This is a genomic window from Roseovarius sp., assembly GCF_040223625.1.
Lineage (GTDB): Bacteria > Pseudomonadota > Alphaproteobacteria > Rhodobacterales > Rhodobacteraceae > Roseovarius.
In genome coordinates, this window is record NZ_JAVKFX010000074.1 from 64,651 (window position 1) to 77,719 (window position 13,069).

At 62.6% G+C, this 13,069-nt stretch carries 22 protein-coding genes and 1 tRNA gene; 11 read left to right on the top strand and 12 right to left on the bottom strand.

Going from position 1 to position 13,069, the window contains the following annotated elements:
• The 12 genes from RLN94_RS21420 to RLN94_RS21475 all read right to left on the bottom strand — a co-directional run bounded on the left by RLN94_RS21420 (position 1) and on the right by RLN94_RS21475 (position 8,657).
• Positions 1–1,737 carry a terminase large subunit gene (locus RLN94_RS21420; RefSeq protein WP_350158393.1) on the bottom strand — a complete coding sequence of 579 codons (1,737 nt, stop codon included), beginning with the start codon at positions 1,735–1,737 and terminating at the stop codon, positions 1–3.
• Positions 1,734–2,213, bottom strand: a complete 480-nt coding sequence (locus RLN94_RS21425) for a hypothetical protein (RefSeq protein WP_350158392.1) — start codon at positions 2,211–2,213, stop codon at positions 1,734–1,736. The genes RLN94_RS21420 and RLN94_RS21425 overlap by 4 nt, the downstream gene beginning before the upstream one ends.
• A gap of 82 nt (positions 2,214–2,295) precedes the next feature.
• Positions 2,296–2,661 carry an HNH endonuclease gene (locus tag RLN94_RS21430; protein WP_350158391.1) on the bottom strand — a complete coding sequence of 122 codons (366 nt, stop codon included), beginning with the start codon at positions 2,659–2,661 and terminating at the stop codon, positions 2,296–2,298.
• A 132-nt stretch (positions 2,662–2,793) separates the two neighbouring features.
• Positions 2,794–2,870 (bottom strand) — tRNA-Met (locus RLN94_RS21435).
• A 79-nt stretch (positions 2,871–2,949) separates the two neighbouring features.
• Positions 2,950–3,630 carry a hypothetical protein gene (locus tag RLN94_RS21440; RefSeq protein WP_350158390.1) on the bottom strand — a complete coding sequence of 227 codons (681 nt, stop codon included), beginning with the start codon at positions 3,628–3,630 and terminating at the stop codon, positions 2,950–2,952.
• Entirely contained in the window at positions 3,627–4,214 is a 588-nt protein-coding gene (locus RLN94_RS21445) for a hypothetical protein (RefSeq protein WP_350158389.1), read from the bottom strand. The genes RLN94_RS21440 and RLN94_RS21445 overlap by 4 nt, the downstream gene beginning before the upstream one ends.
• Positions 4,201–4,917 (bottom strand): helix-turn-helix domain-containing protein, encoded by a 717-nt coding sequence (locus RLN94_RS21450; protein ID WP_350158388.1) that lies wholly within the window; start codon positions 4,915–4,917, stop codon positions 4,201–4,203. Before RLN94_RS21450 ends, RLN94_RS21445 begins: the two co-directional genes overlap by 14 nt.
• Before the next feature lie 14 nt (positions 4,918–4,931).
• A complete protein-coding gene (locus tag RLN94_RS21455; RefSeq protein ID WP_350158387.1) occupies positions 4,932–6,020 on the bottom strand; it encodes a hypothetical protein in 1,089 nt (362 codons plus the stop codon).
• 125 nt (positions 6,021–6,145) lie between these two features.
• Positions 6,146–6,418 carry a hypothetical protein gene (locus tag RLN94_RS21460; RefSeq protein ID WP_350158386.1) on the bottom strand — a complete coding sequence of 91 codons (273 nt, stop codon included), beginning with the start codon at positions 6,416–6,418 and terminating at the stop codon, positions 6,146–6,148.
• On the bottom strand, positions 6,415–7,143 hold the full coding sequence (locus tag RLN94_RS21465; RefSeq protein WP_350158385.1) for a hypothetical protein: 729 nt from the start codon (positions 7,141–7,143) through the stop codon (positions 6,415–6,417). The genes RLN94_RS21460 and RLN94_RS21465 overlap by 4 nt, the downstream gene beginning before the upstream one ends.
• 453 nt (positions 7,144–7,596) lie before the next feature.
• On the bottom strand, positions 7,597–8,205 hold the full coding sequence (locus tag RLN94_RS21470; protein ID WP_350158384.1) for a hypothetical protein: 609 nt from the start codon (positions 8,203–8,205) through the stop codon (positions 7,597–7,599).
• Entirely contained in the window at positions 8,202–8,657 is a 456-nt protein-coding gene (locus tag RLN94_RS21475; protein ID WP_350158383.1) for a hypothetical protein, read from the bottom strand. Before RLN94_RS21475 ends, RLN94_RS21470 begins: the two co-directional genes overlap by 4 nt.
• 291 nt (positions 8,658–8,948) lie before the next feature.
• Between RLN94_RS21475 and RLN94_RS21480 the strand changes: the two genes are divergently transcribed.
• The 11 genes from RLN94_RS21480 (at position 8,949) to RLN94_RS21530 (ending at position 13,062) form a co-directional block, all read left to right on the top strand.
• Entirely contained in the window at positions 8,949–9,728 is a 780-nt protein-coding gene (locus tag RLN94_RS21480) for a tellurite resistance TerB family protein (protein WP_502949486.1), read from the top strand.
• Between the two features lie 325 nt (positions 9,729–10,053).
• Positions 10,054–10,362: a helix-turn-helix domain-containing protein gene (locus tag RLN94_RS21485; protein ID WP_350158381.1), complete on the top strand. Its 309-nt coding sequence runs from the start codon at positions 10,054–10,056 to the stop codon at positions 10,360–10,362.
• A 207-nt stretch (positions 10,363–10,569) separates the two neighbouring features.
• Positions 10,570–10,881, top strand: a complete 312-nt coding sequence (locus RLN94_RS21490; protein WP_350158380.1) for a hypothetical protein — start codon at positions 10,570–10,572, stop codon at positions 10,879–10,881.
• Positions 10,878–11,147 carry a hypothetical protein gene (locus RLN94_RS21495; protein ID WP_350158379.1) on the top strand — a complete coding sequence of 90 codons (270 nt, stop codon included), beginning with the start codon at positions 10,878–10,880 and terminating at the stop codon, positions 11,145–11,147. Before RLN94_RS21490 ends, RLN94_RS21495 begins: the two co-directional genes overlap by 4 nt.
• Complete coding sequence (locus RLN94_RS21500) at positions 11,144–11,386, top strand: hypothetical protein (RefSeq protein WP_350158378.1); 243 nt, start codon at positions 11,144–11,146, stop codon at positions 11,384–11,386. The genes RLN94_RS21495 and RLN94_RS21500 overlap by 4 nt, the downstream gene beginning before the upstream one ends.
• Positions 11,383–11,673: a hypothetical protein gene (locus tag RLN94_RS21505; protein WP_350158377.1), complete on the top strand. Its 291-nt coding sequence runs from the start codon at positions 11,383–11,385 to the stop codon at positions 11,671–11,673. Before RLN94_RS21500 ends, RLN94_RS21505 begins: the two co-directional genes overlap by 4 nt.
• A complete protein-coding gene (locus tag RLN94_RS21510) occupies positions 11,670–11,855 on the top strand; it encodes a hypothetical protein (RefSeq protein WP_350158376.1) in 186 nt (61 codons plus the stop codon). Before RLN94_RS21505 ends, RLN94_RS21510 begins: the two co-directional genes overlap by 4 nt.
• Positions 11,852–12,094 (top strand): hypothetical protein, encoded by a 243-nt coding sequence (locus RLN94_RS21515; protein WP_350158375.1) that lies wholly within the window; start codon positions 11,852–11,854, stop codon positions 12,092–12,094. The genes RLN94_RS21510 and RLN94_RS21515 overlap by 4 nt, the downstream gene beginning before the upstream one ends.
• Entirely contained in the window at positions 12,091–12,534 is a 444-nt protein-coding gene (locus RLN94_RS21520; protein ID WP_350158374.1) for a DUF7694 domain-containing protein, read from the top strand. The genes RLN94_RS21515 and RLN94_RS21520 overlap by 4 nt, the downstream gene beginning before the upstream one ends.
• Positions 12,527–12,745 (top strand): hypothetical protein, encoded by a 219-nt coding sequence (locus RLN94_RS21525; RefSeq protein WP_350158373.1) that lies wholly within the window; start codon positions 12,527–12,529, stop codon positions 12,743–12,745. The genes RLN94_RS21520 and RLN94_RS21525 overlap by 8 nt, the downstream gene beginning before the upstream one ends.
• Positions 12,742–13,062, top strand: coding sequence for a hypothetical protein (locus RLN94_RS21530; RefSeq protein WP_350158372.1), 321 nt, complete (start codon positions 12,742–12,744; stop codon positions 13,060–13,062). The genes RLN94_RS21525 and RLN94_RS21530 overlap by 4 nt, the downstream gene beginning before the upstream one ends.
• Positions 13,063–13,069: the final 7 nt, after the last annotated feature.

A 13,069-nucleotide genomic window follows, 5' to 3' on the forward strand; every position in this document is an offset into this window, starting at 1 on the left:
TTACATCCCCGTGTATTCGAAGGCGCGCGATCGAGCCGCGACCGGGTTCCAGCTCATCAGCTGCACGGCATCGAACAGAGCCATCAGCGGATCGATCTTTCCGGTACCGGAGGCGGCTTTGGTGACAATCTGCGCGTTGCCCCGGTTTTCGGTCTTCGCGTTGCTTACACACCAGGCCATCACGGGCTGACCGCAATGAACGAATGTGCCGTTCTTAAGCTTCACCGGTGCCGACTTGATCGCCGCGTTCAGCTTGTAGCCCTGGCTGATCGCGCGGATGTCCTCGATCTCGAACTCGCGCTCGATCAGCGCATCTACGATCGGCCCGACACCTTCCGGATCCATGCCGATGCCGTCCGCTTCCGGCAGCAATCCCGCCTCCCGCAACTGAACGCAGATTTCCGCGATCTCCTCATAGGCCTCTTGGAGATCATCGACGAACTCAAAATCGCCGTCTTTCTCGAACTGCTCGAGGAACGGGATGATGCTTTTGCGGCGCTCCCGCACGAACGCGGCATCACCCCATGCCCGGCCCCAGTGTTGCCATATGCGGGTTTCGGCGTGCCGGCCGAGCACCCCGAACCCCAATAGATCATCGAGCCCCCCGCCATCGATCCCGACCACGCACACATCTGAGTTTGCGATGATCGCTTCGAAGGTTAGCTCGGGGCGCGCTGCCTTCAGCCAGTAATCGGCGCCCGCCCAGCGGTCCGTATGCAACCCGAGCCCGATCTGGATGTTCAAGTGCTGCGACGCCCAGACTGTCTCGCTTTCGATACCCTTCTCTCGTGCCGTCCGATACTCGGACTTGAGGCGCTCGAGAAACACGGAGCGACCGAGGTTCGGAAGGACCATCGGCCAGTGCTTCGTGTCGCGCCAGGGTTTGTTCTCCGCTGCCTGAATCTTCTCAGGGAACTCGTAGAGCACCGGGAGCATCCTGACATCATCGCTGATCGCGCCGTCGCGCACCGCACGAGCATAGTCGAGCTCTTCTTTGAAGACACCTGTGGGCGTACCATCCGATTGCGTCGTGATGATCACGAGCAAGCTCTCGGGGTTCGTGATCATGCCACCGCGGATCTGTGCGAGCACCTTCGAGGCCACATGGCTCTGGGCCATGACATGCAGCTCGTCGATGATGGCAAACGCCGGGATCGAGCCGGTCACCACCTTGCGGTCGAAACTCTTGATCTTCAGTTTCGCGTTACGCGGTTTTCCTGTCTCCTCGTTGATCTTCAGATCGATAATCGTCTTCTTGTGGTCGATCACCTGGAACCGTTTTTCAAGATAGGGATCCAGCTTGATCATGCTCGAGGCTTGCTCGAAGCACTTGTCGGCAACCTCTTGCGTCGGCCCGACGATGATGCCGTCCACGTTCGGTCGCGTGTTCATCAACAGCCAGGTGATCCCGAGCGCGGCCGAATTCGTGGTTTTCGAGTTCTTCTTCGGCACGAGCAGGAACAGCTCGCCGACCATCCGGTGAAGCACCGTCGTGCCCTTGAGGTCGGCCTTGTGGACGGCCCCGAAGGCCGCGCGCACTATGTCGCGGAACCATTCTCCCGAGACATCGCCCAAAGTCGGTTGGCCAGGAACATCCGGCAGTCGAAGCTTGTTGTAGTAGTCGACCGCGCAACCACCTTCGACTTCGTCAATTGGAAGATCCGGAATTGGCGTTTGGCCATTCCGAAGCTTTACCTCCCAGTCCGGGCAGCTGAAATCCCAACCCTCGAAGCTCAATGCGTACGCCTCCGATCCTCGATGTCGCCCCAATCAGCCGGGACATCTTGCGCGTCACGCAAGCGTTGCTCTTTCTTTCCGATCGGCGCCTCGGGCCCATCTTCTTCCGCGTCGAGGCTCGAATTGTTACGCGGCGCGGCCGGGGCAACGCCGCCGATCGCTTCACGAAGCTGGCGCACCGATGGCACATGCCCTTGGCGAACCTTGCGATACAGCACGTCGAGACAATCACCCTCGACGATCAATGCGCCCTCTTTAAGCTCACGGGAAAAATGTTTGCGCAGCGTCTTCTCATCGCAGCCGATGGCGGTCGCGATCATACCATGCGTCCATCCAGCAGCCGCACGAACGGCCACAAAGTCCTGATTTTCCTTGCTTTTCGCAAACGAGGGGCGCCCGCGTCGATCACGCAGCGGTTCGACCGGATTTCCGAAGAGGTCCCATTCGACGGTGTCGGCGGGATTTTCTGGTTTCACAGGAAAAAACTCTCTCGATTATGGGGCGGCGGGTTTCCAGGGCCGAGGGCCCCCAGGGATTGGACCCCCCTCCCCTTTGCCGTCAGGCGTCGCCGCGACGTTCCTGCCGCTGCTTCTCACTGTCGTGCCAGGACTTGCTGACCGTCTGCACGTTGCTCTCATCCCAGAAGAGCTCAGGGTCACCGCGATGCGGTTCGATGTGGTCTGCGACCGGGCTGTTGGGTGCCGGATGCTTGCCGATCAGCAGCACACCAGTCTGTTGGCAAACCCAGTCGTCACGCTGGTGCACCCGTTTCTTCAGCGCTGCCCACTTGGCCGTCGAGTACCACTTGCGCCAAGGCTGCGAGGCCGCGCGCTCCTGGTCCCGGCTTACCGTCTCCGATCGACGCAACCGGGATGCTGGTCGGCCCAACCTCGAGGTGAGGCCACGTCCTGCGAGCTTGCCCATGTTGCACCCTTTCGACCTTCGCCCAAGCCGTTACCCAAAATGGAAAGGGCCAGCCGCACCGAACCCTGCGACTGGCCCTCCACTGCCCGATCGCCCGCGACAGGCGTCGGCTCCCTTCCTGCTCAAGGGATGTGGTTGCCGGGGGCGGACTTGAACCGCCGACCTCGAGGTTATGAGCCTCGCGAGCTACCATCTGCTCCACCCGGACACGAAGACGCCCGGCAGCGGGATCTCCGCTCCGGGCGCAATTCGGTTCGATGGCAAGATGTCAACAGAGTGAGATTGAAGTCAAGATGATTTTTTCCACGGCTCCATCGGCGGCATCGCCTCAGTCACTTCAAACCGCCGCAAGTCGACGGCATTCAATCCTGATTTCACTGACAAAAGCGCGCCCCACCAGTCGAGATATGCGCGCCGCCGCGCCGCCAGTTCCCGTGCCGTGTCCCGGTAGACGATAGGGCAGATCCGTCCCTCCACGCGCTTGACCCGGCCCGCAGAAACGAAAGTCCAGCGGTCACCACGATCGGTGCTCGCATAGAGCCCGTGCTTGCAGCGTCGCCATTCGGCAGGCTCACAGCGAGGCCGGGCGCCAGCACCCCAATCCGGCAATCTTCCCGAGCGGGACAGCTCGGCCACTTGAACGGCGAGCGACCAGCGCACTGTATGACGCAAGACCGTCGCCACCATCTCGGCATCGTCATGAGGGTGACTGGTGCCAAAGGATGTATCGACACGCACACCTTCACCCCGGCCCTTGCCAAGCGCCAGCTGCTGCATGATCCGATACTCGGCACCGATACCGGCGAAGGATCGGCCATAGAGCGCCGCGCTGACCTCATCATACTCCAGCGAGGCGAACTCGACCCCGAAGGCCCACTCCAACAGGCCGCGCACGCTGATCAGTTCCTTGCCCGTCTCGCCCCGCGGGCGCTGGGGCTTTTGCGGGATGGTCTGGCGCAGTGTGATCATTCCGCCTTCCCCTCGATCAGCTCGCGCACGTATTCGCCCTGCGCTTCGTACCAGTCGAGCCATTGCCGGTCTTGGGGCCAACGCGCCTTGCCGAGCCGCTGGATTTCCTCGCGCACCCGTTGGGCCTTGCTCTGCCACTGGGCGGCCTTCTCGGCCACCTTGTGCTGATCCTCGGGATGCGTGGGCGGTCGCTTGAACTTCTTCCAGAACTCGTATTCCTCAACGTGCCTGCCGGCTTCAAGCGCCGCTGGGCCGGCCTTCGAGGCGAACCACCGCAGCAGCTCGGGAAGCTCCGCCAGCGGGCGCTTTTCGAACGCCTCGGCATGCCCGATGATGGTGGCGAAGCACGGCCAGAAATGCCGGGCGCTGCCCTCGCCCTTCGTCGACAAGCACCGGCGCAGCCCCCGCAGGCCATCGTCGCTCATGTAGGCCACGCTGTCTGCGAGCCGGTCCAGGAAGTGCTGGTGCGCCTCGTCGCCGTCCTTCTGCCGCTTCCGGAAGCCATCGGCGATCAGTGGTTCGATCAGCAGGCGCCGCACCCGTGCCCGCTTGCTCTCGGCGGTCATAGTCTCACTGCCCGTCATCGCTTTCCCCCTTTTCACTGCTCTGCTCCGGGAAGGCCTGGGCGATCTCGTCGCCGGTCAGGAGCCCCGCCCCGAGGATGTGGTCGATCACGTACCCCTTCAGACCATCGAATGCGTCGGCTCGCCCGTCCCGCCATCTGCCAACGGCGCGCTCGGCCTCTTTGGCCACGAGTGGATTGCTGGAAACCCTGCCGCCTCTCGCGCGCGTATACGCCTGCGCGCTCGCGCGGGCGCCCGCGCCATGGTTTTTCCATGGTTCAGCATTATTATGCGCCCGGACATTTTTGTCCGGTTTTGCGGACAATTCTGTCCCCTTTTGAGACCCCGAAAACCGGACAGTATTGTCCCCTTTTAGGTGGACATTTTTGTCCCCTTTTAGGTGGACGATCTGGGCCCGTGTTATGAAGCCGTAGGAGGGGTGATTGGACCGCCCGATACCCCCCGCGCGGGTCAGCCATCCGGTCTCGACGAGCTGCGAAACGGCCCGGCTTACGGTCTTCTCATGGGTGCCGATCAGGCGCGCGATCTCGCCATAGGACGGATCGCAGCGCATGGTCCGGACGTTGACGAAATCGAGCGCCAGGACGTGTGCAACGAGCCGCGCGGTGGCGCTCAGATCGGCATCCCGGCGAACACCTTCCAGCCAACCCCAGCGCTGCTGACGCCATTCCGAAGCGTCGATGACGCGGCTTCCATCCTGCATCTGAGCAGCTGCCCTCATGCGCTCGCCCGCCTCCGAAGGACGCGCAACAGGCGCGCCTGATGGTCGATGTCACCACGCCTAGTGTTAAGCGCGAACCACCGCTCGCGCGCCTTGTCCGGCTTCACTCGCAGCACCGCCCCAGCGGTGGCAATCCCGTCTCCGCGCGCGATGATCTCGGCAAGCTGTAGATCCCGTGCGGCTGCCCAGTCGCCCTGATACCCCAGCTTGTCGAGATGCTTCTCGATGTGGCGCTCGCTGACTGTCGATGGCCGTGGCGACGGCTGCGGTGGCGACGGCTGCGGTGGCGCCGTCTGAGCCGGCGATGCAGTGGACGGATCACCCGACCCCTCTGCCGGCCTGCCCGCGTCCTGCCGCGCCTTGACTCGCCGGACATGCATCGCCACAGGCCCGGTCCGGCGCCCCAAGCTGGCGGCGATCTCATCGGCACCAAAACCATCCAAGACCATGCGCTCGATCGCAGCCTTCTCGTCGTCACTGTATGGACCCGTGATGTAATCCGACGACGGCTCAATCGCAGGCTTCTTCCCATCGACTACGAACTTGATCGCAGGCAACTGATCAGGAGGATTTGAGAGCTCGGGCGTATTCACTGGAACAGCAAGCTTGGCTTCAACCTGCGCCCGCTCCGCCTGCTCTATCTGTGGTCCGAGGCGACGGATCTTGCTTTCGACAGATCGCACACTTCTGCCCAGACTTGCGGCGATCCTCGTGGGACCGGCTCCCTCGATGTACATCTTGATGATGGTCTGGATTTCTGCATCCGAGAATGGACCCGTGACAATCGACGACTGCACACCTTGCCCCGGATGCGACACCGGTTCTGGAGGCGACACATCATCGGCTATCAGCCCGGGATCTGCCGACCCTCCTGAAGTTTCGTCAGGTTTAGGTAAAGCGCGCACGGGCTCGAGCCGGACCTCCAAACGCAACCGCCCCTCTTTCGCCGATACGGCCGCATCGAAGCCGAGACCGGCTAGCGTCTCGCGCGCCTCTTCGAGGCACTCCACCGCCTTCATCTGCCCGTCCAGCGCCGCCTTCTGCGCCGAGAGCTTCGTCAACACGTCCTGAAATGCGGTGGCCATGCCCCTCGCCTCCTTGCCTGACATCGCCCGCTCCGCCTCTGACGGGCGGCGACGGGCCGGAAATGTGATCCCTGCCTCACAGGGAACCCCAGGCGCCTCTGGCGGGCGCTCCGGAGGTCGGGCGCCTAGCGCCCTTGCGGCCGGGCCAAACGGCCCGCCCATGCGTCGAAATCGGTGCGCAGCGCCTCGAAGCGTCGGCGTGCCGCGTCATCGGTATTGAGCTCGCGCCGGCTTGCGATCCGGCACAGGTCGCGCAGGTAATGCGCCGCCGCGCTGTCGCTGACCGGCCATTTTAGGCCGAGACAGTGCCGGCCGACGTATTCCCGGAAGTGCGGGTCATTGCAGAGGATCCCGGCCTGCTGTGCCGGTGGCATCGAGGTGAAGGCCTGACGGGTCATAGCAACTCCCCGATCAGTCCACCCTCGCGCGGCCGCAGATGCTCGGGCAGCGGTGGGTAATCACCCGACCGCGTCAGATGCGCCCGCGACCCCGGCGGGATGAAATCGTAGCGCCGGTCACCGCGCCGCCCCGCGCGCCACAGGCACCAGCAATAGGCGGTGGCGGTGCTTGGCTTGCGGGTTTCGAACACGCCCTTCTTTTCGTTCCAGGTGGTGACCGGCACGTCAGGGTCGAGGAGCTCGCCCTGCCACATGACCACGCGCTCGGAGAAGAACAGGATGTCGGTCGGTGCCAGCGCGGCGAACAGATCCCGGTGCCGCGCTGTGCCTTCAAGGAACGCAACGCGGACCAGCATGGCGACGTTGTCGGAACAAGCCAGCGCCCGCTTTACGAACGGCTCTGCCAGCCGGAACGGCGGGTTGGTGATCCGCCAGTCGCGCCGGGGCGGCAGCTCGCCGAACAGGAAATCGCGCACCGGATAGCCCGCACCATAATCGTGGCAGTCGGCCCCGGTGACCTCGCCGAAATACTCCGCCAGGACGCGTGCCATGTGGCCCCGGTTCGCCGCCGGATCCTCGGCCGTCGACAGCGGGCCCGGACTGCACGTCGTCTTGATGAACTCACAGACCGCCCGCGTTGCCCAAGGCGGCGTCGGGAAGTCGTCGAGCGCGTCCGGCGCGACGTGGCGCTGCTGCATGACGGCGGAGGAGCGGTTCTGTGTCATTGTGACGACCCTCTTTCGGTGCGCGGACGGCACGTCAAAGTAAAGCCGCCCGTTAGCGAATAGCGTTCAAAACCATCATCTGAGGGTTCCGAAGCAATCTCCTGATCGAGTATGACCTCCGTGAAATCGCCGGACATCAACCGCGCCCGAACAAACTCGACAATGTCCGAGATTTCCTTCTCGCGAGCCGGGGTATTCGGAAGCGTCAACATTGCGGCACCCCAAGCAAAAGACCCGCCGGGTGGCGGTAACCGGACCCGGCGGGCAGTCTGAGGCAGTTCAGAAGCGACCTGGTTGTCGGCCGTCTGGACAGATGGCGCGCGATGACCGCCACGCGCCCAGCGGATGGGTAACTGCTGAAAAGGGGGCGCGCAGACACGCCACGCGCCCCTAGTCCAACAGGGAAGAGTCGCGGATTTACCCCGCCGCGCACCGGGGATGCCTGCGGCGCCCTCACGACAGCATCTCCAGCTTGAGCAGGTTGCGCTGCTGACCCTCAAGCGTGATCTTCACATGCCAACCGGCCGCGCGCAGTCGCGATTCGTTGCGCTCGAGACAGCGCATCAACGCGTTGCGGGCCATCCTCAGATCCCAGCTTGCCTGGGCGGCATAGACCTCTCCCCGGCTCTGCAGGTAGTCGACCACGCCGACCATCTGGGGCGTCACCGCGGCCCGCATCCGTTCGAAAGGCATTGGCTCACGCAGGATCGGCTTGGCCGGCTTGACTTGCTTTACCTCCACCCGCGCCGGCGCCGCCCCGGCCCGCAGCAGGTGCCACCGGGCGACCAGGGCGCCGGTCGCGATGCCCCATTCATCCGACAGCTTCGCGATCTGCCCGTAACGCCCCTTCGCGTTCCGCAAACGGCTGTCATGATACTCTGTCCAGTCGGCCGGTAACGTGCTGCGCTTAGGCTTGGCAGGTATCCCGCTTGCTTCGCTCAGCCTACCCTCGGAATCCCGGCGGAGCGGAATAATCGCTTCAGGGCCGGATTTTCCCATCAACCCGGCACCGCTCAGCTTAAGAGCGGGTTGAGCCTGAGGTTTCTTTGGCGACAAACTCATGAGTTCTCCCCCCGTCCCGCCACAGTCTCGACAACCACCGAACGCGCCCGCTGCAGTGCCTCGATCGCCTCATCGATCTCTGCCAGCGCCCGCGCCCCGTCATTGGCAGCTTGGGATTGCTGGGCTGCGAGGATGGCGCTCACCGCCTCGCCCGTCTCCTTCGAGACGCACCCGGCATGCATCAGGATGGAACCGCTCGCCGTCTCTCCGTCCGGATCCATTCGCCGGGCCATCAATCGGGTTACCGGATGGCGTCCCGCCGCATCCTCGAGCGCGATGATTTCATCGACCGGCCAACCATACTGGCCCTGCAGTCGCTTCGACAGCGTGCCCTTGCTCACGCTGGTCCGCAGCCGGGCGTCGATCGCACTGGCGGCAGCGTCGAGACAGCCGAAAGAGCCGTCGATTAGCGCCGCGACCTGGGCGTTGATTAGGGCACGAAGCTCAGCCATGGGAAACCCCTTTTCCTTGGGGTATGCGGGCGGCGACGGCATGGTCTGGCCATGGAACCCCGCACACATCGATCACCACCGGCGCCGTCATGCGAGACAGCCTTCAGTTGCGAGAATCGCGCAACAGTGCTCAACTTCACCGTGCAGTTCCAAGCAATGGATTTTCGCATGATACTTTTGAAATGGCTCGCCGTACGAGCACCCGCAGTAGAAACGCCACCGCCGGCGCTGCCGGAGATTAAAACCCGACCGCACGTTCCTCCGCCGGTCAGTGATCATGATCACGCTGAAATGATCACCCTCGAGAAGCCTAAAGCCGAAGGTCAGGCCGACCTCGAACCAGTCTATTGCATCATCGATTACTGTGACGCCGACGGAAACAAGACGCGCAGACGGATCACCTTGCTCAAAATGCGCACTGGCCCAAACGCCCCGATGCTGACGGCTATTTGCCATGAGCGTCGCGCCATGCGCACATTTCGCTGCGATCGCATCGAGTGTTTCATCAGTGACGTTGGCGAGATCATCGAGACCGACGCATTCTTCCGTGAAACCATGTATCTCAACATCGCTGATTTCTACCCGGCCGGAAAAGGGCCAGGTCACGAGGTCGATCCGGCACACGCGGAAACGCTCCGGACCGCAAAGGCCGTCCGAGATGCGCTTAGATTTCAGTTGCGCCTCTTGGTTAGCGCCGCCCGCTGCGACGAGGTTTTGCACCCCGCCGAACTGGACGTGATTTGTCGATACATCGAAGATGAGATTGAGCAACCGTACATCGCGGAAAGATACGGTCGCCACGTCACGATCGAGGTCCTTGATCAGCTGGCAAGTATTATGTCGCGATCTCGACCGTACCGGGAAAGCCTTCCAACAACCATTGACGCGATCGCCCGACTTGACGACGACCAGCTTGACCGACTTACGGGTGCTTTGCGCGATGTCATACTCGCCGACGGGAAAGTTGTTGCCGAAGAAACCATGCTGATCTCCGAAGTTCGGGCCCTTCGGTCTGCAATCGACGGCGTCTACTGGCCAGAACTTGGCCTGCCCGAAACAGAATGGAGCTAGTTCGCTCATGCTGCACCCTGCTGAGCAGGACAGTGAATATCGACAAGATCTTCCGCCGTGAAGATCAGGCCACGCCGTCCAACCGCGTCAAGAACAGACCGGTGATAGCGCACCGGCACCGAGTTCGCGCCGACCCACTTGTGAACGCGCTCCACGGGCACATCGACGTCCGCCGCAAACTCTCGCCGAGACGGCCACTGCTCCACGAGCTCTCGAATGGTGGAAATTCGTTCCATAGCTTCAATGGCTAGTGGAATTTATCTCCATTGGTCAAGAAGGAATTAAATTCGATAGAGATTTTTTCCACTTCTGCCACACCGGGACCATGAAAAACCTTGTTGATAAACTCATCCCACACGAAAGCCGGCCCGAGCGCGTCGGACCAAGAGTCACGGCATTGCGTGAGACAATGGCCATGTCCAAGGCCCAGCTTGCCGACAGCATCGGCCTCGATCGAAGCACCTTAACCAAGATCGAGAAGGGCGCCATGGGGCTCGACATTCAGCGAGGGGAAGCCATTGCTCATATGTATGGCTTCGGACTCGACTTCATTTACCGCGGCGACTTGTCCGACGTGCCGGACAAATACCGGGACCGCCTCTTGATCGAAATGGTGACGTACAACGCCAGGTGATGGATGCGCGCGACACGCGCTCTGAACAGCCTTGCAACAATTAAAACAAGCGCATCCCTAAAAGAGTAGTGCATGGTTCCCCTCCCGTAATCCGGGAAGATTGGTGTTCTCATTGCGTTCTTGCAATGGAATTTTTCTCCATTTTTTAATTGACAGTAGAAGTTTTCTCCATGATTTTCCATTCGGGAAACCACGGAGGTCCTGCACATGATCACCCCAGAAATCGCCCATGCGCTCGAGATCGCGACCAACGCGCACCGGCACGATGAGCATGCCCGCCTGCATGCCTTTACAATCCTGAAGGCAGCACGCGGCCAGCCGGTGAACACCGAGAACCTGCCGATCGTACAGCACTGCACCGGCGCAGCACGCCAGAAGGCGCCCGACCCGGACATGCCGACCACAGCCGCCGAGGCACTGGAACAACTCAAGCCCGCCGTCCGCGCCCGCGTCCTGCGCCGTGCCGCACAGCTGGGCATCATCCTGCCCGCCTATCGCGGACCGGAGGGTGCGGCATGAGCGTTGAAATGCATACAATCCGGATCATCGACAACACCCACAAGGGCAAACCGTCGATATGGCGGCAGACGGGGCAGGTTCTTCTGCTCTCTGGTATCCTCTTCGGCCCGGGCATCCTCGCCGACAGCACGGCCATGCAGTGGGCCGGCTTCGCCCTTTTCCTTGTCCTCGCACTGTTTTGCCTTGACGCCTGGAACGACAGCTTCCTGACGCCGGATAAGGCACGCCAAAAGATCGACGAGATCGAAAAGGCGGCGGCGAAATGAGCAATCCGCCCCTCATTCCCGATCGCCACACCGAGTGCCGCATCCTCGCCCTCCTGCAGTGCACCCACGCGCTCACCACCGAAACCGACCGGCTGGCCGCGATCATCGCCGAGCTGCTTGGGATCGACCCAAGCGACGACGCGATCTCCGAGGCCGTCTGGAACTCGGAGAGCCCCGCCACGGCCCTGATGTTCCTCAAGGGCGACCTGCCCCACTCAGGCGAAAGGGGCGTTCAATGACCACCGACCAGCTCGACGCCATCCGCTTCGACCTCGCCCTGCATTTCGAGACGCTGGGGCCCGCCTCGCGCGACCACGCCGCCCGCCTCGCCGTTGAGGAGCACGGCGGCACCGCAATCGACGCACAGCCCATGGAGCCGAAACACGGCCACTGGGGCCCGCTGGAAGCGGAGCTTTCCATCCTCGGCGTGCAAGGCACTGGAACCACTATGGCCGACGCCGCCACCGCCTGGGCGCGCCGCGCCCGTCGCATGCACGACGCCATGAACCAGGAGCAGGCAGCATGAACGATCCGTTCCGACCCACCGCCGACACGCGCCCGATGCCCGCCCCGTGGGGCGAGAAACTGCTGATCATTGTCACGGTCTCTCTGATCGCAGTGACGGCCGCCCACGTATTCAGCACTATCATGAGCGCTCAGATCGCCGCCGGGATCGAAGCCCGGAAGTTTATCGGGGGCCAGCCGTGACCGGCCCTGCCGACATCGAGGCCGACGGCTTCATCACCTGTCACCCGGCCCAAGCCACCACCCTGCCGGGCCCGGCCCGCATGACGCTCGCCGAGGCGCGCGCTGTGCGGGCCGATCTGACCAGTCACGATGACCGGATGCTGATCGAATCCTGCCGGGTGATTGCCGACGAAACAGTCAGCGACGACGAACGCGAGAGCGCCACGGCGCTGCTGGCAATCCTGGAGAACGACGATTGACCCTCAACCTAAAGCAAGGCGCTACTCGCCGGAGCAATCCGTTAATGCTCGCACCCACTAAGGAACGCAAACGTTTGTTGATGCGAGAGCGGAAGCTCAGACGCTCTGGAGAATGGGGGCCTTGGGAACGCTTAGAAAACCCAGAGCGCTTCAAGCCGGGATGGCTTGGCCAAGTCGATCATGTGCGCCGGAACCGCGTTTTCTCTGTTCTCGTAAGAGACGTCGGCACGGCCACTCATTTGGCGGTTTCGAGCCTGAGTGGCGACCGGCCGACATGGCATGAAATGCAGCGCATTAAGGATGAAATCGCGGGGCCCGAGCGAACGGCTGTCGAGGTTTATCCACCGAAAACTGAAATAGTTGACGAGGCCGAAATGTTCCACATCTGGGTGCTGTTTGAGCCGCTACCGTTCTCTCTGAATGTCAAAAGATATGCCTGATCTGCCCCAATTTGCCCGCTTCTGGATGATCTGCCGCAAGCCGTCGAAGCCCCACCACAAGACCGAACCGCGCCAGCGCTACTCGACCTTGGCCGACGCACGCAACGCCGCCGAGGGCATGGCCGCAAAGACCGGCGAGCCGTTCCTCATCCTCGAAACCGTGGCGATCGTTCGCCCGACCGACCGGAGCTTCGGAGGGCTCGACCTGTGACCCCCAAAGAGTTCCGCGCCCTGACCCGCCCGAAACTGGTCAAGCTGGCCCGGCAGGGCAAGCTGATCGACACAGCCTTCAAGTGCTTTCAGCGTTACGTCTACCCCGGCGCGCAGCCCGACCAAGTCGCGGTGATGCGCACTTGCTTCTTCGCCGGTGCGGCCGAGCTCTGGGCCATGCAGATGGCAGCCGCTGACGAGGGCGACGACGTCACCGACGGTGACGAGCAGTTCCTCGCGGACTTCGTCAACGAGATCGAGCGGTTCCACCAGCGCACCCTGCAAACCATGACGGCCAATCCGGCCAGGCAAAACTGAGGAGACC

Excerpts from the sequence above, each read along its gene's own strand:
- RLN94_RS21500 (WP_350158378.1), top strand. The coding sequence starts at position 11,144 with ATGAGCAATCCGCCCCTCATTCCCGATCGCCACACCGAGTGCCGCATC.
- RLN94_RS21480 (WP_502949486.1), top strand. The coding sequence starts at position 8,949 with ATGATCACCCTCGAGAAGCCTAAAGCCGAAGGTCAGGCCGACCTCGAA.
- RLN94_RS21450 (WP_350158388.1), bottom strand. The coding sequence starts at position 4,917 with ATGCAGGATGGAAGCCGCGTCATCGACGCTTCGGAATGGCGTCAGCAG.
- RLN94_RS21470 (WP_350158384.1), bottom strand. The coding sequence starts at position 8,205 with ATGAGTTTGTCGCCAAAGAAACCTCAGGCTCAACCCGCTCTTAAGCTG.
- RLN94_RS21485 (WP_350158381.1), top strand. The coding sequence starts at position 10,054 with ATGAAAAACCTTGTTGATAAACTCATCCCACACGAAAGCCGGCCCGAG.
- RLN94_RS21525 (WP_350158373.1), top strand. The coding sequence starts at position 12,527 with ATGCCTGATCTGCCCCAATTTGCCCGCTTCTGGATGATCTGCCGCAAG.
- RLN94_RS21510 (WP_350158376.1), top strand. The coding sequence starts at position 11,670 with ATGAACGATCCGTTCCGACCCACCGCCGACACGCGCCCGATGCCCGCC.
- RLN94_RS21455 (WP_350158387.1), bottom strand. The coding sequence starts at position 6,020 with ATGGCCACCGCATTTCAGGACGTGTTGACGAAGCTCTCGGCGCAGAAG.
- RLN94_RS21465 (WP_350158385.1), bottom strand. The coding sequence starts at position 7,143 with ATGACACAGAACCGCTCCTCCGCCGTCATGCAGCAGCGCCACGTCGCG.
- RLN94_RS21460 (WP_350158386.1), bottom strand. The coding sequence starts at position 6,418 with ATGACCCGTCAGGCCTTCACCTCGATGCCACCGGCACAGCAGGCCGGG.
- RLN94_RS21490 (WP_350158380.1), top strand. The coding sequence starts at position 10,570 with ATGATCACCCCAGAAATCGCCCATGCGCTCGAGATCGCGACCAACGCG.
- RLN94_RS21440 (WP_350158390.1), bottom strand. The coding sequence starts at position 3,630 with ATGATCACACTGCGCCAGACCATCCCGCAAAAGCCCCAGCGCCCGCGG.
- RLN94_RS21475 (WP_350158383.1), bottom strand. The coding sequence starts at position 8,657 with ATGGCTGAGCTTCGTGCCCTAATCAACGCCCAGGTCGCGGCGCTAATC.
- RLN94_RS21495 (WP_350158379.1), top strand. The coding sequence starts at position 10,878 with ATGAGCGTTGAAATGCATACAATCCGGATCATCGACAACACCCACAAG.
- RLN94_RS21505 (WP_350158377.1), top strand. The coding sequence starts at position 11,383 with ATGACCACCGACCAGCTCGACGCCATCCGCTTCGACCTCGCCCTGCAT.
- RLN94_RS21430 (WP_350158391.1), bottom strand. The coding sequence starts at position 2,661 with ATGGGCAAGCTCGCAGGACGTGGCCTCACCTCGAGGTTGGGCCGACCA.
- RLN94_RS21445 (WP_350158389.1), bottom strand. The coding sequence starts at position 4,214 with ATGACGGGCAGTGAGACTATGACCGCCGAGAGCAAGCGGGCACGGGTG.